This window comes from Streptomyces sp. NPDC058619 (assembly GCF_042717785.1).
Taxonomy (GTDB): Bacteria; Actinomycetota; Actinomycetes; order Streptomycetales; family Streptomycetaceae; genus Streptomyces.
This window is the reverse complement of record NZ_JBHXQN010000033.1, coordinates 1-18165: the sequence shown is the minus strand read 5'-3', so window position 1 is coordinate 18165 and position 18165 is coordinate 1. Positions and strand designations below refer to the sequence as shown.

The following is an 18165-nucleotide window of genomic DNA, read 5'->3' as shown; positions in this document are numbered from 1 at the left end:
GTTGTGGCCGCCGGCCTCCTGTCGGCGCTCGCCGGCTGCCGGGCGGACGCACCGCAGGACCGGGCCGACGACGGCCGGGCCGTGATCGTTGTCCCGCTTCCGTTCCTGGTTCCGGTTCTGCGTCCGGCGCCGCCTCCGCTTCCACGACGCGGACGGTCCGAGCGGGCGCCGGGGGCGCTGCGGTACCCTGGCGCCATGCGTGCCGTACGCCTTCTGCTTACCGAGCCGCGCTGATCAGTGCCGACCCTCCAGCGGTCGGCATCGGCGCGGCGTCCCCTCCTGTGCGAGGGGTTTTTTCGTTTGGGCAGGCAGAGACGGCAGAGACGATCGATGGAGCTTCAGAAATCATGAGCGAGACGAACACCCCGGCCCCCGAGGCGGCCGAGGCGCACCGCTACACGGCTGCCATGGCCGCCGACATCGAGGCACGCTGGCAGGACGCCTGGGACGAGCAGGGCACCTACGAGGCGCCGAACCCGACCGGCGACCTGGCCGGGGACCCCGCAGTCGTCGCCAAGCCCAAGAAGTTCATCATGGACATGTTCCCGTACCCGTCCGGTGCGGGGCTGCACGTCGGCCACCCGCTCGGGTACATCGCCACCGACGTCTTCGCCCGCCACCAGCGGATGACCGGCCACAACGTCCTGCACACCCTGGGCTTCGACGCCTTCGGTCTGCCAGCCGAGCAGTACGCCGTCCAGACCGGTACCCACCCGCGGGTGTCGACCGAGGCGAACATCGAGAACATGAAGGTCCAGCTGCGCCGGCTGGGCCTGGGCCACGACAAGCGCCGCTCGTTCGCGACGATCGACCCGGACTACCACAAGTGGACCCAGTGGATCTTCCTGCAGATCTACAACTCCTGGTACGACGCGGACGCCGCCACGGCGCGGCCGATCGCCGAGCTGGTCGCCGCCTTCGAGGACGGCTCCCGTGAGGTTCCGGGCGGCAGTGCGTGGGCGGAGCTGACCGCGGGCGAGCGGGCCGACGTACTGAACGGCTTCCGGCTGGCCTACGCCTCGGACGCGCCCGTGAACTGGTGCCCGGGGCTGGGCACCGTACTGGCCAACGAGGAGGTCACCGCGGACGGCCGTTCCGAGCGCGGCAACTTCCCGGTCTTCAAGGCCAAGCTGAGCCAGTGGAACATGCGCATCACCGCGTACGCCGACCGGCTGCTGGACGACCTGGACGCGCTGGACTGGCCCGAGGCCATCAAGCTGCAGCAGCGCAACTGGATCGGCCGCAGCGAGGGCGCGCGCGTGGACTTCGCCGTCGGCGGCGCCGGCGCGATCACCGTCTTCACCACCCGCCAGGACACGCTGTTCGGCGCCACCTACATGGTGCTGGCGCCCGAGCACGAGCTGATCCCCACCATCGTCCCGGCCGCCTGGCCCGAGGGCACGCACCCCGTGTGGACCGGCGGCCACGCCACTCCGGCCGAGGCCGTCAACGCGTACCGCAAGCAGGCCGCGTCGAAGTCGGACGTCGAGCGGCAGGCGGACGCCAAGGAGAAGACGGGCGTCTTCACCGGCGCGTACGCCACCAACCCGGTCAGCGGCGAGCAGGTCCCGGTCTTCATCGCCGACTACGTGCTGATGGGCTACGGCACCGGCGCGATCATGGCCGTCCCGGCGCACGACAGCCGCGACTTCGCCTTCGCGCGCGCCTTCGAGCTGCCGATGCGCTGCGTCGTGCAGCCGTCCGACGGCCGCGGCACCGACCCGGCCGAGTGGGACGACGCGTTCGCCTCGTACGACGCGAAGCTGGTCAACTCCGCGGGCTCCGGCCTGTCGCTGGACGGGCTGGGCGTGGTCGAGGCCAAGGCCCTGATCACCGACTGGCTGGCCGAGCGCGGCATCGGCGAGGGCACCGTCAACTTCCGCCTGCGCGACTGGCTGTTCAGCCGCCAGCGGTACTGGGGCGAGCCGTTCCCGATCGTCTACGACGAGGACGGCGTCGCGCACCCGCTGCCCGAGTCGATGCTGCCGCTGGAGCTGCCGGAGGTCGAGGACTACTCGCCGCGCACCTTCGAGCCGGACGACGCGCTGTCGCAGCCCGAGACCCCGCTGTCGCGCAAGGCCGACTGGGTCGAGGTCGAGCTGGACCTGGGCCGCGGCGAGGGCGTCAAACGCTACCGGCGCGAGACCAACACCATGCCGAACTGGGCCGGCTCCTGCTGGTACGAGCTGCGCTACCTGGACCCGAACAACGCGTCGGCGCTGGTGGACCCGGAGATCGAGCAGTACTGGATGGGCCCGCGCGAGGGCCGGCCGCACGGCGGCGTCGACCTGTACGTGGGCGGCGCCGAGCATGCGGTGCTGCACCTGCTGTACGCGCGCTTCTGGTCGAAGGTGCTGTTCGACCTGGGTCACGTCTCCTCGGTGGAGCCCTTCCACAAGCTGTACAACCAGGGCATGATCCAGGCGTTCGTCTACCGTGACGAGCGCGGCTTCCCGGTCTCGGCCACCGACGTCGAGGAGCGGGACGGCAGGTTCTACTTCGAGGGCGAGCCCGTCAAGCGCGAGCTGGGCAAGATGGGCAAGTCCCTGAAGAACGCCGTCACGCCGGACGAGATCTGCGAGGAGTACGGCGCGGACACCCTGCGCCTGTACGAGATGGCGATGGGCCCGCTGGACGTCTCGCGTCCGTGGGACACCCGCGCCGTCGTCGGCCAGTACCGCCTGCTGCAGCGCCTGTGGCGCAACATCGTGGACGAGGAGACGGGCGCGGTGACGGTCGTCGACGCCGAGCCCGCCGAGGACACCCTGCGCGTGCTGCACAAGGCGATCGACGGGGCCGGAGCCGACCTGGCCGCGCTGCGCTTCAACACCGCCATCGCCAAGATCACCGAGCTGAACAACGCGCTGACGAAGGCGGGCCGCCCGCTGGAGCGCACGGTCGCCGAGCAGCTGGTGCTGCTGGTCGCCCCGCTGGCCCCGCACATCGCGGAGGAGCTGTGGCACCGGCTGGGGCACAGCGATTCGGTGGTCCACCAGGACTTCCCGGTCGCGGACCCGGCGTACGTCGTCGACGAGACCGTGACCTGCGTGGTCCAGGTCAAGGGCAAGGTCAAGGCGCGGCTGGAGGTGCCGCCGGCGATCTCGGACGCGGACCTGGAGAAGCTGGCCGTCACCGACGCCGGTGTGGTCGCGGCGCTGGGCGGTGCGGAGATCCGCAAGGTGATCGTGCGCGCGCCGAAGCTGGTGAACATCGTCATCTGACGCGTTCGCGCCCCGGTCTAGGGGTATTCCCGTACGGGCAGGTTGGGGGTTCGATTGGAACCCCTGGCCTGCCTGTGGCGTTTACGGTGGAGGAGACGGATTAGGCAGGGGAAAGGAACCTCATGGAGGCCGCGTTGATCATCTTCGCGCTGGTGGTGCTTTTCGCCTTCCTGGGCTTGGGCGCGTACGCGACGGTCAAGGTGGTGGGGGCCGCGAAGCGGGGTGTGGACCGCACGATCACGCAGGCGCGGCGGACGGTCGAGGACACGACGCTGCGGGCGAAGAGCCTCGGCCAGGTCGGGGTGAGCGGGGCGCTGGCGCAGCTGCGGCTCGACCTGCGGACGTCGATGCGGACCACGCAGCAGGCGCTGTACCAGGGCGTCCAGGCGGACGCCTCGCTGCGGGAGTCGATCGGCCTGTTCGAGCGGCTCAGCGCGCACGGCTACGAGCTGGACGACGAGCTGAAGCGGCTGGAGCAGGAGCCGGACCGCAAGCGGATCGCCGACGGCCTGCCCGACCTGCGGGAACGCACGGCCAAGATCACACAGGCGGCGGATTCGCTGCGGTGGGCGGCCCGTGACCGGGCCCGCCGGTTCGCCGAGGACGATCTGAGCGTGCTGTCGGCTCAGATCGAGATGGAGTCGGGGGCGCTGCGGGACTGGTCGCCCGAGTCGGTGGACGAGCTCGCGGCGGCGGCAGCCGCGTGGGACGCGGCGCAGGGGCCGGCTGCTCAGGCTCCGGCTGCTCAGGCTCAGGCTCCGGCCGCGGGCGGCCGGGGTACGGCAGGCCGGGGTGCGGGAGCCGATCGGGCGGCCCTGAACGAGGCGCCTCCGGCGGCGCCCTACCCGTGGCAGAAGACGCGGCGGCCGGAGAGCACGACCTGAGGGGTGCCCCGGGTGCCCGAAGGGTGCCCGGGGGAGTGGGTCCGGGCGATTCCGGGGCGGTGCCGGGGAGCCGGTGAGGACACCGAGTCGGGCCCCAGGCTGCCGTGGAACCCCTACGGGCGGTAACCTCCGGCTCATGTCCCGCCATGTCGCCATCATCACCGATTCCACGGCCTACCTGCCCCAACCGGCCATGGCGCGGCACGGAATCACCTCCGTCCCGCTCACCGTGGTGCTCGGCGACGAGGCGCTGGAGGAGGGCACCGAGATCTCGGCGCGCAGCCTCGCCCTGGCGCTCCAGAAGCGCCGCTCGGTCACCACTTCGCGCCCCGGCCCCGAGGAGTTCGTCCGGGCCTACCGGGCCGCCGCGGACGCCGGTGCGACCGGCATCGTGAGCCTGCACCTGTCCTCCGAGTTCTCCGGCACCTACGACTCCGCGGTGGTCGCCTCCAGGACCGCGCCCGTGCCCGTCCGCGTCGTGGACACCGGCATGGTCGCGATGGCCCTCGGGTTCTGCGCCCTGGCCGCCGCCGAGGTGGCCGAGGCGAGCGGCTCCCTGGACGAGGCCGTGGCCGCCGCGGAGAAGCGGGCGGCGGACATGTCCGCGTACTTCTACGTCGACACCCTCGACTACCTCCGGCGCGGCGGCCGGATCGGGGCCGCGCAGGCCCTGCTCGGCTCGGCCCTGGCGGTGAAGCCGCTGCTGACGCTGGACGGGGGACGGATCGAGATGCTGGAGAAGGTGCGTACGGCCTCGAAGGCGATCGCCCGGCTGGAGGAGCTGGCCGTCGAGCGCGCCGGTTCGGCCAGCGTCGACGTGGCGGTGCACCACCTGGCGGCACCGGAACGGGCCGAGAAGCTCGCGCAGCGGCTGCGCGAGCGCATCCCCGGCCTGGTGGAGCTGCACGTCAGCGAGGTGGGTGCGGTGATCGGCGCGCACACCGGACCGGGGCTGTTGGCGGCCGTCGTCTCGCCGCGCTGAGCGGTCCGTTGCGCAGCGGCGGTCGTTGAAGAGCACCGGAACGGGTGACCCGGTTATCCACAACGGGGCTGTCATCCACCGGAATTGATGGTTCCGAACGGGGTTCGGAATCGGCTCGTACGGTCGTGTCATGACTCTGCGAACGCGAACGCGTACTCCGATCCCGTCCCGTGCCACCAGCGGCCCGGGCCGTTCCCGCTCCTCCGACGGCCGGGTGCGCCTCCGGGGCGGTGGGCCGCGCCAGGCGCCCGCCGAGCCGGGTGCGGTGCGGCGGCGGGCCGAAGCCCTGCTCGGCGGCAGCAGCCCGCCCGAGGGGCCCTCCGGGGGCCTGCCGGGGGTGCGGTCCGGGGTGTCGTCGGGGGAGTCGTCCGGGGCGCCGCCGACTGCGGCGGGGGGCTTGCCCGGGCTGTCCCCGGGCGCCCGGGCCGGTGAGCCCCCGGGAGGGGGGAGGGGAGCGTCGTCCGGGGCGCCTGCCGGACCGTCGCCTGGGGCGCCGCCCGAGGTGCCGCCCGAGGCGTCGGCGGGGGAGGGGGCGGGGCTTTCGGCCGGGGAGGCGCGGAGGCTGGCCGTGCGGGAGCGGTTGCCGGTGTGGCTCCAGGCCCGCTGCGGAGTGGAGCCGCGCACGGTGGGCGCCGTCGCGGTCGTGCTCGTCGTGGCGGCCGGATGCGCCGCGCAGCAGTTCTGGTCGGCCCGGCCGCAGCCGGTGACGGCCCCCGCGGTGATCACTCCGGCTCCGGCCCCCGTGCCGGTTGCGGCGGCGGCGCCGGTTGCCGGGTCCGCCGGGGGACCGGCCCCGCCCGGCGGTGCGCGGATCATGGTCGATGTCGGCGGCAAGGTGCGGGAGCCGGGGGTGCGGCGGCTGCCCGCCGGTTCGCGGGTGGAGGACGCGCTGGCCGCCGCCGGGGGAGTGCGGCCGGGCACGGACACCACCGGGCTCAACCGGGCCCGGGTCCTGGTGGACGGCGAGCAGGTGCTGGTCGGCGTACCGGCACCGATGCCGGCACCGCCGCAGCCGCCTGCGCACCCGCTGTCGCCGCCGGGCGGGGGCGTCGGTCCGGGCGCCGGCCCGCTCAGCCTCGGCACGGCCACGGTCGAGCAGCTGGACGGGCTGCCCGGGGTCGGGCCGGTGCTGGCGAAGCACATCGTGGACTTCCGCACCGCCCGCGGCGGCTTCCGCTCGGTGGAGGAGCTCCGCCAGGTGAACGGCATCGGGGAGCGGCGCTTCGCCGACCTGCGCCGCCTGGTGCGGCCGTGAACCGCCCCGAGGCGCCGGGCCCGGCGGATCTGCGCCTGGTCCCACCGGCCCTGGCCGCCTGGGCGGCCGCCGCCCTCGCGCTGGGCGCGCCCGGCGCGTGGACGATCGCCGGGGTCGGGCTGGGCGGCGTCGGGGCCGGGCTCCTGGTGCTGGCCTCCTGCCGGCTTCCGGGAGCGCGGTGGCGGATCGCCGCCGCCGCCGGCGCCGCCCTGCTGTGCGCGGCGGCCGGGGCGGGGGTGGCGGGGCTGGAGCGGGCCGGGGCGCGGGCCGGGCCGGTGGCGGGGCTGGCCCGGGAGCACGCCCGTGTCCTCGCCGAGCTCACCGTCGGCTCCGACCCCCGGGTGCCCCGCGGGGGGAACGGGCCGCCGGTGGTGGTCCTGGACGCGGTGGTGACCCGCGTGACCGGGCCCGACGGGGCGCGCACCCGGGTCCAGACCCCGGTGCGGGTACTCGCCGGGCACCCGGGGTGGGCCCGGCTGCTGCCCTCCACGCGGGTGGAGGTGGTCGCCCGGCTGGCCCCGGCCCGGGACGGGGAGCGGGCGGTGGCGCTGCTGCGGCCGGGCGGGGACACCCTGCCCGCGGTGACCGGCGGACCGAGCGCCGCCCAGCGCGTGGCGGGGCGGCTGCGGGCCGGGCTGCGCGAGGCCACCGAAGGGCTCGCGCCGGACGCGAGGGCGCTGCTGCCGGGCCTGGTCGTCGGCGACACCTCCCGGGTGCCGCCCGACCTGGACGAGGCCTTCCGGGCCACCGACCTGCTGCACCTCCTGGCCGTGTCGGGGTCCAACCTGACCGTGGTGCTGTTCCTGCTCATCGGGCCGCCCGCCCGCGCGCAGCGGGCGGAGCGGCGCGGGCTGGCCCCCGTCCTCGGGCTCTCGCTCCGGGCGACCGCCCTGTGCGGCGGCGCCCTGACCCTGGCCTTCGTGGTGGTCTGCCGGCCGGAGCCGAGCGTGTTGCGCGCCGCGGCCTGCGGAGCGGTCACCCTGGCCGCCCTCGCCACAGGGCGGCGCCGCTCCCTGATCCCCGCCCTGGCCGCCGCCGTGCTGCTGCTCGTGCTGTACGAGCCGTGGCTGGCCCGCAGCCCGGGCTTCCTGCTCTCCGTCCTGGCCACCGGGGCCCTGCTGACCCTCGCCCCCCGGTGGAGCGGAGCCCTGCGGAGGCGCGGGATGCGGCCCCGGCTCGCCGAGGCGGTGGGGGCCGCGGCGGCCGCCCAGGCGGTGTGCGCCCCCGTGGTCGCGGTGCTCGCGGCCCGGGTCAGCCTGGTGGCGGTGCCGTGCAACCTGCTGGCCGAGCTCGCGGCGGGCCCGGCGACCGTGCTCGGCTTCGCGGCGCTCGCCGCGGCTCCGCTGTCGATGCCCGCCGCCGAGGTGCTCGCCCGGTGCGCCGGCGTGCCGGCCGGGTGGATCGCCGCCGTGGCCCGTGGCGGGGCCCGGCTGCCGGGGGCCGAACTGCCCTGGCCGGGCGGGCTCGGCGGGGGCCTGCTGCTGGCCGCCGTGACACTGGCCTTCGTGGGCCTCTGCGCCCGGTTCGGCCGGCGGCGGTGGGTCTGCGCCGCCCTGGCCGTGCTGCTGCTCCTCGCCGTCCTGCGGCCGCCGCAGCTGGTCCGTACGCTCGCGCACTGGCCTCCGCCGGACTGGAGGCACGTCCAGTGCGCCGTGGGCCAGGGGGACGCGGCCGTCCTCGCCCTCGGCCCCGGCACGGCCATGGTGGTCGACGCCGGTCCGGAGCCCGGCCCGGTGGACGCGTGCCTGCGGACCCTGGGCGTGCGCCGGGTACCGCTGCTCGTGCTGACGCACTTTCACGCGGACCACGTGGGAGGTCTGCGCGGGGTGCTGCGGGGGCGGTCCGTGGGTGTGATTCAGGCCACCACGCTGGAAGAGCCGCCGGGACAGGCCCAGTTCGTCCGCCGGGCCGCGGCCGCCGCGGGAGTGCCCGTCGTACCGGCTTCGGCGGGGGAGCGGCGCCGGGCCGGACCGCTGGAGTGGGAGGTGCTGTGGCCGCCCGCCGGACCGCCGCCCGACGGACCCAACGACGCGAGCATCGCCCTGCTCGTGCGCGGTGCGGGGCTCACCCTGCTGCTCCTGGGAGACCTCGAACCACCAGCTCAGCGAGCCCTGTTGAGCCACCATCCGGGACTGGGGCCGGTGGACGTCCTCAAAGTCGCCCACCACGGCTCGGCACACCAGGACCGCGAACTGCTCGCCCGCGTCCGGCCGCGGTTCGCCATCGTCCCCGTCGGTGCGGGGAACCGCTACGGGCACCCCGCACCAGGTACGCTCACGCAACTGCGGGCGATGGGGACGACCGTGCTGCGCACCGATACCGACGGCTCGATCGCCGTGGCCGGGGCCGGACCGGGGATGCAAGCGTTTCCGGCCAACCGGCGTCGGAGCCGACGCGGGCATACCGGGCGCGACCCTGCTGTTTGCCCCGAACCCGACAGCATGATCGAATTCGTTTTCGCCAGAGCGGCACAAGTCCACACAGCACGGGGGTGCACAGACCATGTTCGGGCGACGACGCGGGATGGAGACTGCCGGGAGTTCCAGCCCGCACACATCCGCCACACTGACGCTCCCGCCGACGGCGCGTCTGCTCAGCTGCCGGGTCCTCGACACGGTCCACCAGCCGGTCCGGCTGGCCGCGTTCGAGGTGACCGACCCGATCGGCCGCCGGATCGTCAGCGGGGAGACCGACCCGTACGGCGGGTTCACGGCGGCCGTGCCGGAAGGGGAGTACCGGCTCTCGGTGACCGCCGAGGGGTACGCGCCGTTCCACGGGGCGACGATCGTGGGGGATCCGGCGCAGCCCGGCACCGCGGAGATCATCCTCGACGCGGTGGAGCCGCCGCTGCTGCCGCAGCCCGGCCACTGGGAAATCGACCCGACGCATTCGTCGATCGGCTTCTCGGCCCGCCACATAGGGTTCGCGCGCATCCGCGGCCGGTTCAACACCTTCGCCGGCGCGGTGCGGATCGCGGAGCGCATGGAGGACTCCTCCATGCACGTGATCATCGACGCGGCGAGCATCGACACGGGGCTGCGGATGCGGGACGACCACCTGCGGTCCGCGGACTTCCTGGACGCGGTCCGGCACCCCACGGTGGAGTTCTACAGCGAGCGGTTCATCCACCGCAGCGGCAGCCGCTGGGCCGTCGCGGGCGCCCTGACCCTGCACGGGGTCAGCCGCTCCGTGACCCTGGACACCCAGTACCTGGGCCTGGGCACGGGCCTGGAGGGCGAGCCCAGGTCGGCCTGCCGGGCCACGGCCGAGCTGCACCGCGAGGACTTCACCCTGAACTGGCAGTCGGTGCTGGCGCACGGGATCGCGGCCATCGGGTCGAGCGTCGACGTGACGCTCGACGTCCAGATCGTCCACAAGGCCTGACAGGGTCAGGGGGCTTCGAGCCAGCCCTCGTAGGCGTCGGCGAGCGAGTCGAGCGCGGCGGGGTCGAGCCGTTCCCGCGGGTCCTCGACGACCACCAGCCACTGGGCGTCCTCGGCGTCGTCCTCGCCGGCCAGGGCGTCGCGGACCAGCTGCGGCTCCTCCGGGAGGCCGAAGCGGTCCGCGGCTTCCCGCGCCACCTCCTCCGCGGCGTCGCGGTCGGGCAGGACGAGTACGTGTCGTACGTTCACGCGACCATTCTGGGGCACGCGGCGCGGGGGGCTGTCAGTGCGGCGTGGGATGCTGGAGCCGATGGCCACCAGGAAGAACTCCACCGACGATCCGCTCGCCCCGCTCACCCTCGCGGTGGGGCAGGAGGACCTGCTGCTCGACCGCGCCGTACGGGAGGTCGTGACGGCCGCCCGCGCCGCCGACGCCGATACGGACGTGCGCGACCTCGCCCCGGAACAGCTCCAGCCCGGCACGCTGGCCGAGCTGACGAGCCCGTCGCTCTTCTCCGAGCGCAAGGTGCTGATCGTGCGCAACGCGCACGACCTGTCGGCGGACACGGTCAAGGAGGTCAAGGCGTACCTCGCCGCGCCCTTCGAGGAGATCACGGTCGTGCTCCTCCACGCGGGCGGCGTCAAGGGCAAGGGACTGCTCGACGCGGCCCGGAAGGCGGGGGCCCGCGAGATCGCCTGCCCGAAGATGACCAAGGCGGCGGACCGACTGGCCTTCGTACGGGGCGAGTTCCGCACACTGGGCAGGTCGGCGACTCCCGAGGCGTGCCAGACCCTGGTGGACGCGATCGGCAGCGACCTGCGGGAGCTGGCGAGTGCGGCGGCCCAGTTGTGCGCGGACGTCGAGGGCACCATCGACGAGGCCGTGGTCGGCCGGTACTACACGGGCCGGGCCGAGGCCTCCAGCTTCACGGTGGCCGACCGTGCCGTCGAGGGGCGTGCGGCGGAGGCACTGGAAGCGCTGCGCTGGTCCCTTTCCACCGGGGTGGCCCCGGTGTTGATCACCAGCGCCCTGGCCCAGGCGGTACGGGCGATCGGCAAGCTGGCCTCCGCCCCGCGCGGTGCCCGCCCGGGCGACCTCGCCCGGGACCTGGGCATGCCGCCGTGGAAGATCGACCGGGTCCGCCAGCAGATGCGGGGCTGGTCGGCCGACGGCGTCGCCGACGCGCTGCGCGCGGTGGCCGCCGCCGACGCGGGCGTCAAGGGCGGCGGCGACGACCCCGAATACGCGTTGGAGAAGGCCGTGGTCGCCGTCGCCCACGCTGCCCGCCCGCCCCGCCGCTAGCGCTCCCCGCCCGGATCGCGCCGTCGGGTCGGGCGGGTGCGCCCGTACGCGGGCGGACCGGTGACCCGTGGTGCACGGCACCGGGCGGCGCGGGACACGCCCCGTCGCGGGCCGGTGTCGGCCAGATCCTCCGGATCCGGACGCAAAGAAGCCCCCCAGTGGGGACCAGGGGGCTTCCACGCTGGTCAGCGTGGCGTACTAGCCAGCGTGCCGTGTCCAGAAAGAAGTCACGTGGTGTGCCGCACTTGCCGCGGCTCGCGCGAGCAGGCCGCGTGCGGCGCGGTGTGCCGGTCTGGAGCGGAAGAGAGGGCCCGCTGAGTCCCTACCGGCGATTCACATCGAGAGCTCAGCCCTGCAGGGCGGCAACCTTGGTGGCCAGCGCCGACTTCTTGTTGGCGGCGGCGTTCTTGTGGATGACACCCTTCGAGACAGCCTTGTCGAGCGCACGCGCGGCAGCGCGAGAAGCCACGGTGGCCTTCTCGGCGTCACCGGCGACGACGGCCTCGCGGGCCTTGCGGATCGCGGTCTTGAGCGAAGACTTGACGGCCTTGTTGCGCAGGCGCGCCTTCTCGTTCGTCTTGTTCCGCTTGATCTGGGACTTGATGTTCGCCACGAAAGAGCCTTTTCAGGTTCAGAGTTTTGTTCTTCGGATTGTGTCCCGACAGCTGAGAGGTCATACGAGACACAGCCACCCAGGGTACCAGGCACTCTGCGGGTGGCCCAAACCGAGCGCACTGCCCCGTCCATGGGACCATGGGAGTCTGCGTACAGGTCCGAGATCCCGCCGCCGAGAGCGGCGGGAGCCGGATCCGCGCTCCGACCGACGCTCCGCAAACGCTTCCGACTGCGACCCGAGAATCAGGACACTGCGTGCCCGCGATCCCCAGCCACGTGCCCGAGCCGAGCCGTACCGACCCGGCGCTGATCCGCAACTTCTGCATCATCGCGCACATCGACCACGGCAAGTCGACCCTTGCCGACCGGATGCTCCAGCTCACCGGTGTCGTCGACCAGCGGCAGATGCGCGCCCAGTACCTCGACCGCATGGACATCGAGCGTGAGCGCGGCATCACGATCAAGTCCCAGGCGGTCCGGCTGCCCTGGGCCCCCACCACGGGCGAGGGCCTGGGCACCACCCACATCCTCAACATGATCGACACCCCCGGGCACGTCGACTTCACCTATGAGGTCTCGCGCTCCCTCGCCGCGTGCGAGGGCACCGTCCTCCTCGTGGACGCGGCCCAGGGCATCGAGGCCCAGACCCTCGCCAACCTGTACCTGGCGATGGAGAAGGACCTCGCGATCGTCCCGGTCCTGAACAAGATCGACCTGCCGGCCGCCCAGCCGGAGAAGTTCGCCGAGGAGCTGGCGAACCTGGTCGGCTGCCAGCCGGAGGACGTGCTGCGCGTCTCGGCGAAGACCGGTCTCGGCGTGGACGTGCTGCTCGACAAGATCGTCGCCACCGTCCCGGCCCCGGTCGGTCCCAAGGACGCCCCGGCCCGCGCGATGATCTTCGACTCGGTCTACGACTCGTACCGCGGTGTCGTGACCTACGTCCGTGTCATCGACGGCCAGCTCAACAAGCGCGAGCGCATCCGGATGATGTCGACCGGCGCCACCCACGAGCTGCTGGAGATCGGCGTCTCCTCCCCGGAGATGACCCCGGCCGACGGCATCGGCGTCGGCGAGGTGGGCTACATCATCACCGGCGTGAAGGACGTCCGTCAGTCCAAGGTCGGTGACACCATCACCAGCCTGCACAACGGCGCGACCGAGGCCCTCGGCGGCTACAAGGACCCGCGTCCGATGGTCTTCTCCGGCCTGTACCCGCTCGACGGCTCGGACTACCCGGACCTGCGCGAGGCCCTGGACAAGCTGCAGCTCAACGACGCCGCGCTGGTCTACGAGCCGGAGACCTCGGCGGCGCTCGGCTTCGGCTTCCGCGTCGGCTTCCTCGGCCTGCTCCACCTGGACGTGGTGCGCGAGCGCCTGGAGCGCGAGTTCGGTCTCGACCTGATCGCCACCGCGCCGAACGTGGTCTACCGGGTCGTCATGGAAGACGGCAAGGAAGTCTCCGTCACCAACCCGAGCGAGTTCCCCGAGGGCAAGATCTCGGACGTGTTCGAGCCGGTCGTCCGGGCCACCCTGCTCGCGCCCTCCGAGTTCATCGGCGCGATCATGGAGCTCTGCCAGCAGCGCCGCGGCACCCTCCTGGGGATGGACTACCTCTCCGAGGACCGCGTCGAGATCCGCTACACGCTCCCGCTCGCGGAGATCGTCTTCGACTTCTTCGACCAGCTGAAGTCCAAGACGCGCGGCTACGCCTCCCTGGACTACGAGCCCACCGGGGAGCAGTCCGGCAGCCTGGTCAAGGTCGACATCCTGCTGCACGGCGACAAGGTCGACGCCTTCTCCGCCGTCTGCCACAAGGACGCCGCCTACGCCTACGGCGTGCGCCTGGTCGCCAAGCTGCGCGAGCTCATCCCGCGGCAGGCCTTCGAGATCCCGATCCAGGCGGCCGTCGGTTCCCGCGTCATCGCCCGCGAGACCATCCGCGCCATCCGCAAGGACGTCCTCGCCAAGTGCTATGGCGGTGACATCTCCCGTAAGCGGAAGCTGCTGGAGAAGCAGAAGGAAGGCAAGAAGCGGATGAAGATGGTCGGCTCCGTGGAGGTCCCGCAGGAGGCCTTCATCGCCGTCCTCTCCAGCGACGAATCCGGCGGCAAGAAGAAGTAGCGACCGGAACGGAACGAGGCCCTCACGCTCAGGCGTGAGGGTCTCTTTCGTTATGAACCGGCCGCTTGCGGGCTCTTACGCACCGGCCTGACGGCCTCTAGTCTGATCACTGCTCGACGGTTACTCGCCAGTCACTAACCGGCACGTCTCAAACCCGCCAGTCCCAAGCGCCCCCCAAGCGCCCCACGCCCACGCACTGCCGCGTGGATCGGTCCGGAGGATGTCGTGAGCGACACACAGACCATGATCGAGAACCGCCCGCCCACCGTGGCGGCCCTCTTCCTTGAGCGCGTTGCCGCCACCCCGGACGCGGAGGCGTACCGGTTCCCGGTCCCCGCGGCCGGCGGCCAGGGCGCTCCCGACGAGTGGAAGTCGCTCAGCTGGGGCCAGGCGGCCGAGCGGGTCTTCTCCATCGCCGCCGGCCTGATCACCCTGGGCCTCGAAGCGGAGGACCGGGTCGCCCTCGCCTCCAACACCCGGGTCGAGTGGATCCTCGCCGACCTCGGGGTGATGTGCGCGGGCGCCGCGACCACCACCGTCTACCCGAGCACCAACGCGGAGGAGTCGGCGTACATCCTCGCCGACTCCGCCAGCCGGGTGCTGATCGCCGAGGACGCCAAGCAGCTGGCCAAGGCCCGCGAGCATCGCGCGGACCTGCCCGGGCTGGCGCACGTCATCGTGCTGGAGGCCGCCGACGCGGTCCCCGACGACGGGGACCCGGACGGCTGGGTGCTCTCCCTCGCCGACCTGGAGAAGCGCGGCGCGGCGCACCTCGCCGAGAACCCGGCCGCGGTGAAGGAGCGGATCTCGGCGATCACCGCCGACCAGCTCGCCACCCTCATCTACACGTCCGGGACCACCGGCCGCCCCAAGGGCGTACGGCTGCCGCACGACAACTGGTCGTACATGGCCAAGGCGACGGTGGCCACCGGCCTGATCACCAAGGACGACGTCCAGTATCTGTGGCTGCCGCTGGCCCACGTCTTCGGCAAGGTCCTGACCTCCGGCCAGATCGAGGTCGGTCACGTCACCGCCGTCGACGGCCGCATCGACAAGATCATCGAGAACCTGCCGATCGTGCAGCCGACCTACATGGCGGCCGTCCCGCGCATCTTCGAGAAGGTCTACAACGGGGTCGCCGCCAAGGCGCGGGCCGGCGGCGGGGCCAAGTACAAGATCTTCCAGTGGGCGGTCGGCGTCGCCCGCGAGTACGCGAAGGTCACACAGGACAACTTCCGGCGCACCGGCAACGCCACGGCGCCCTTCGGCCTCACCACCAAGCACAAGATCGCCGACGCGCTCGTCTACTCCAAGCTCCGCGAGGCCTTCGGCGGCAACCTGCGCGCCGCCGTCTCCGGGTCCGCGGCCCTGGCGCCCGACATCGGTTACTTCTTCGCCGGCGCCGGCATCCACATCCTGGAGGGCTACGGCCTCACGGAGTCCAGCGCCGCCTCCTTCGTCAACCCGGGCGAGGCCTACCGCACCGGCACCGTCGGCAAGCCGCTCCCCGGCACCGAGGTCCGCATCGCCGACGACGGCGAGATCCTGCTGCGCGGCCCCGGCATCATGGAGGGCTACCACGGGCTCCCGGAGAAGACCGCCGAGGTGCTGGAGGCGGACGGCTGGCTGCACACCGGGGACATCGGCGAGCTGTCTGCCGACGGCTACCTGCGGATCACCGACCGCAAGAAGGACCTGATCAAGACCTCGGGCGGCAAGTACGTCTCCCCGGCCGAGGTCGAGGGACAGTTCAAGGCGATCTGCCCCTACGTGTCGAGCATCGTGGTGCACGGCGCGGACCGGAACTTCTGCTCGGCGCTGATCGCGCTCGACGGACCCGCCATCCTGGGCTGGGCCGCCGAGAACGGGCTGGAGGGCAAGACGTACGCGCAGGTCGTGGCCGCCCCGGAGACGACGCGGCTGATCGAGACGTACGTGCAGACCCTCAACGAGGGCCTCCAGCGCTGGCAGACGGTCAAGAAGTTCCGGCTGCTGCCCCGGGACCTGGACGTGGAGCACGGCGACCTCACGCCGAGCCTGAAGCTGAAGCGGCCCGTGGTCGAGCGTGAGTTCAAGCACCTGATCGAGGAGATGTACGAGGGCTCCCGCGAGGCCTGACGCCCCGCGGCCCCCGCGCCCCGCTCCCGCGCCCCCGCCCACCGTTTCAGCGGCGGGGGAGCGGGGGCGGCCGGTGCGGGACAATGGGGGCATGCCTTCCGCACTGCCCGACGGTGAACCCATGCCCGAAGACGGCTCGCTGCCGTCGCACGCCCTGGCGGGCGCCGGCGAGCGGCCGCTCGGCTTCTACCTGCACGTCCCGTACTGCGCCACGCGCTGCGGGTACTGCGACTTCAACACGTACACGGCCACCGAGCTGCGGGGCACCGGCGGCGTGCTCGCCTCCCGGGAGAACTACGCCGACACCCTGATCGACGAGGTCCGCCTCGCCCGCAAGGTGCTCGGCGACGACCCCCGCGCCGTCCGCACCGTCTTCGTCGGCGGCGGCACGCCCACGCTGCTCCCGGCCCGGGACCTCGTACGGATGCTCGCGGCGATCCGGGACGAGTTCGGCCTGGCCGAGGACGCCGAGGTCACCACCGAGGCCAATCCGGACTCCGTGGACCCGGAGTACCTGGCCGAGCTGCGCGCCGGCGGCTTCAACCGGGTCTCGTTCGGCATGCAGAGCGCCCGGCAGCACGTCCTGAAGGTGCTCGACCGCACCCATACCCCCGGGCGGCCCGAGGCGTGCGTCGCGGAGGCGCGGGCGGCGGGCTTCGAGCACGTCAACCTCGACCTGATCTACGGCACGCCGGGGGAGTCGGACGAGGACTGGCGGGCCACCCTGGCCGCCGCGCTCGGGGCCGGACCGGACCACATCAGCGCCTACGCCCTCATCGTCGAGGAGGGGACGCAGCTCGCCCGCCGCATCCGCCGCGGCGAGGTCCCGATGACGGACGACGACGTGCACGCCGACCGCTACCTGATCGCCGACGAGGTCATGGCGCAGGCCGGGTACCACTGGTACGAGGTGTCGAACTGGGCCACCACCGAGGCCGGCCGCTGCCTGCACAACGAGCTGTACTGGCGCGGCGCCGACTGGTGGGGCGCGGGCCCCGGCGCGCACTCGCACGTGGGCGGCGTCCGCTGGTGGAACGTGAAGCACCCCGGCGCCTACGCCGCCGCCCTGGCCGGCGGCAGGTCCCCGGGCGCCGGGCGCGAGCTGCTGTCGCGGGAGGACCGGCGGGTCGAGCGGATCCTGCTGGAGCTGCGGCTGCTCGACGGCTGCCCGCTGACCCTGCTGGCCCCGGCGGGCCTCGCGGCGGCCGGGAAGGCCCTCGCGGACGGACTCCTGGAGCCCGGCCCGTACGCGGCCGGCAGGGCCGTGCTGACCCTGCGGGGGCGGCTGCTGGCCGACGCGGTGGTCCGGGACCTGGTGGACTGAGGCCGGCCGCCGGGTCACGCGTGACGGGGCGGCGGCGGGCTTCGGCGGACGGGTCTCAGGGCGCCGTGACGAAGTCGATGAGCTCCTCGACGCGGCCCAGCAGCGTCGGCTCCAGGTCCTTGTACGAGGTCACCCGCGACAGGATGTGCTGCCAGGCGGCCCCCGTGTTCTCCGGCCAGCCCAGGGCCCGGCAGACGCCCGTCTTCCAGTCCTGCCCGCGCGGCACCACCGGCCACGCGGCGATGCCCAGCGCGGACGGCTTCACCGCCTGCCAGACGTCCACGTACGGGTGGCCCGCGATCAGCACGTCCGGGGAGGTCACCGCGGCCGCGATGCGGGACTCCTTCGACCCCGGCACCAGGTGGTCCACGAGGATGCCGAGCCGGGCGTCCGGACCCGGCCCGAACTCCGCCACGATCGCCGGGAGGTCGTCGATCCCCTCCAGGTACTCCACCACCACGCCCTCGATCCGCAGGTCGTCGCCCCAGACCCGCTCCACCAGCTCCGCGTCGTGCCGGCCCTCGACGTAGATCCGCCCGGCCCGCGCAACCCGCGCCCGCGCCCCCGGGACGGCGATCGACCCCGACGCCGTACGGGACGGCTCCACCGGGCCCCGGGGCGGGCGGACCAGGGTGACCACCGCGCCGTCCAGCAGGAACGCGGCGGGCTCCATCGGGAACACCCGCCGCTTGCCGAACCGGTCCTCCAGGGTCACCGTGCCCGCCTCGCAGCCCACCACCGCGCCGCAGAAGTCCGTACCGGCGGCCTCGACCACCAGGTCGGGCTCCGCCGCCACCTCGGGCACGGCCCTGGGGCGCTTCCACTGCGGGGTCAGGTCGGGGGAGTACTCGCGCATCCGGCCGACACTAGATGAATGAGTCCAAGGGGTGTCGTTGCGGTCAGTGATCGTAGGCGGTCAGTGACCGTTTGATGGGTTGATCGGTTTTGTCGTTGTGCCA

General features: G+C 73.1%; 12 protein-coding genes and 1 pseudogene. 10 read left to right on the top strand and 3 right to left on the bottom strand.

Going from position 1 to position 18165, the window contains the following annotated elements:
- The first annotated feature begins 347 nt into the window (after positions 1-347).
- The 6 genes and pseudogenes from leuS to ACFWTC_RS26445 all read left to right on the top strand — a co-directional run bounded on the left by leuS (position 348) and on the right by ACFWTC_RS26445 (position 9726).
- Positions 348-3221 carry a leucine--tRNA ligase gene (gene leuS / locus ACFWTC_RS26470; RefSeq protein WP_383915259.1) on the top strand — a complete coding sequence of 958 codons (2874 nt, stop codon included), beginning with the start codon at positions 348-350 and terminating at the stop codon, positions 3219-3221.
- Positions 3222-3343: 122 nt separating this feature from the next.
- A complete protein-coding gene (locus tag ACFWTC_RS26465; protein ID WP_383915260.1) occupies positions 3344-4105 on the top strand; it encodes a hypothetical protein in 762 nt (253 codons plus the stop codon).
- Positions 4106-4241: 136 nt separating this feature from the next.
- A complete protein-coding gene (locus tag ACFWTC_RS26460; protein WP_383915261.1) occupies positions 4242-5087 on the top strand; it encodes a DegV family protein in 846 nt (281 codons plus the stop codon).
- A 568-nt stretch (positions 5088-5655) separates the two neighbouring features.
- Complete coding sequence (locus ACFWTC_RS26455; protein ID WP_384030183.1) at positions 5656-6342, top strand: helix-hairpin-helix domain-containing protein; 687 nt, start codon at positions 5656-5658, stop codon at positions 6340-6342.
- A pseudogene (locus ACFWTC_RS26450) lies at positions 6339-8708 on the top strand (ComEC/Rec2 family competence protein); the annotation flags it as partial. The gene ACFWTC_RS26455 and the pseudogene ACFWTC_RS26450, both read left to right, overlap by 4 nt.
- A 157-nt stretch (positions 8709-8865) precedes the next feature.
- Complete coding sequence (locus ACFWTC_RS26445) at positions 8866-9726, top strand: YceI family protein (RefSeq protein WP_383915263.1); 861 nt, start codon at positions 8866-8868, stop codon at positions 9724-9726.
- 5 nt (positions 9727-9731) lie between these two features.
- On the opposite strand, the gene ACFWTC_RS26440 is transcribed toward ACFWTC_RS26445, so the two are convergent.
- Positions 9732-9974, bottom strand: a complete 243-nt coding sequence (locus ACFWTC_RS26440; protein WP_384030186.1) for a hypothetical protein — start codon at positions 9972-9974, stop codon at positions 9732-9734.
- A 61-nt stretch (positions 9975-10035) separates the two neighbouring features.
- Here ACFWTC_RS26440 and holA point away from each other — a divergent pair, with 61 nt between their 5' ends.
- On the top strand, positions 10036-11028 hold the full coding sequence (gene holA / locus ACFWTC_RS26435; protein WP_383915265.1) for a DNA polymerase III subunit delta: 993 nt from the start codon (positions 10036-10038) through the stop codon (positions 11026-11028).
- A gap of 346 nt (positions 11029-11374) precedes the next feature.
- On the opposite strand, the gene rpsT is transcribed toward holA, so the two are convergent.
- Positions 11375-11641, bottom strand: a complete 267-nt coding sequence (gene rpsT / locus ACFWTC_RS26430; protein ID WP_383915266.1) for a 30S ribosomal protein S20 — start codon at positions 11639-11641, stop codon at positions 11375-11377.
- A gap of 257 nt (positions 11642-11898) precedes the next feature.
- On the opposite strand from rpsT, the gene lepA reads away from it, so the two are divergent.
- From lepA to hemW, 3 genes are all read left to right on the top strand, one after another.
- Positions 11899-13764 carry a translation elongation factor 4 gene (lepA, locus tag ACFWTC_RS26425; protein WP_383915267.1) on the top strand — a complete coding sequence of 622 codons (1866 nt, stop codon included), beginning with the start codon at positions 11899-11901 and terminating at the stop codon, positions 13762-13764.
- A gap of 225 nt (positions 13765-13989) precedes the next feature.
- Positions 13990-15882, top strand: a complete 1893-nt coding sequence (locus tag ACFWTC_RS26420; protein WP_383915268.1) for an AMP-dependent synthetase/ligase — start codon at positions 13990-13992, stop codon at positions 15880-15882.
- Positions 15883-15973: 91 nt separating this feature from the next.
- Positions 15974-17206: a radical SAM family heme chaperone HemW gene (gene hemW / locus ACFWTC_RS26415; protein WP_383915269.1), complete on the top strand. Its 1233-nt coding sequence runs from the start codon at positions 15974-15976 to the stop codon at positions 17204-17206.
- Positions 17207-17261: 55 nt separating this feature from the next.
- On the opposite strand, the gene ACFWTC_RS26410 is transcribed toward hemW, so the two are convergent.
- Complete coding sequence (locus ACFWTC_RS26410; RefSeq protein WP_383915270.1) at positions 17262-18062, bottom strand: DUF3097 domain-containing protein; 801 nt, start codon at positions 18060-18062, stop codon at positions 17262-17264.
- Positions 18063-18165 lie beyond the last annotated feature (103 nt).

Excerpts from the sequence above, each read along its gene's own strand:
- ACFWTC_RS26445 (WP_383915263.1), top strand. The coding sequence starts at position 8,866 with ATGGAGACTGCCGGGAGTTCCAGCCCGCACACATCCGCCACACTGACG.
- ACFWTC_RS26410 (WP_383915270.1), bottom strand. The coding sequence starts at position 18,062 with ATGCGCGAGTACTCCCCCGACCTGACCCCGCAGTGGAAGCGCCCCAGG.
- holA (WP_383915265.1), top strand. The coding sequence starts at position 10,036 with ATGGCCACCAGGAAGAACTCCACCGACGATCCGCTCGCCCCGCTCACC.
- leuS (WP_383915259.1), top strand. The coding sequence starts at position 348 with ATGAGCGAGACGAACACCCCGGCCCCCGAGGCGGCCGAGGCGCACCGC.
- hemW (WP_383915269.1), top strand. The coding sequence starts at position 15,974 with ATGCCTTCCGCACTGCCCGACGGTGAACCCATGCCCGAAGACGGCTCG.
- ACFWTC_RS26460 (WP_383915261.1), top strand. The coding sequence starts at position 4,242 with ATGTCCCGCCATGTCGCCATCATCACCGATTCCACGGCCTACCTGCCC.
- ACFWTC_RS26465 (WP_383915260.1), top strand. The coding sequence starts at position 3,344 with ATGGAGGCCGCGTTGATCATCTTCGCGCTGGTGGTGCTTTTCGCCTTC.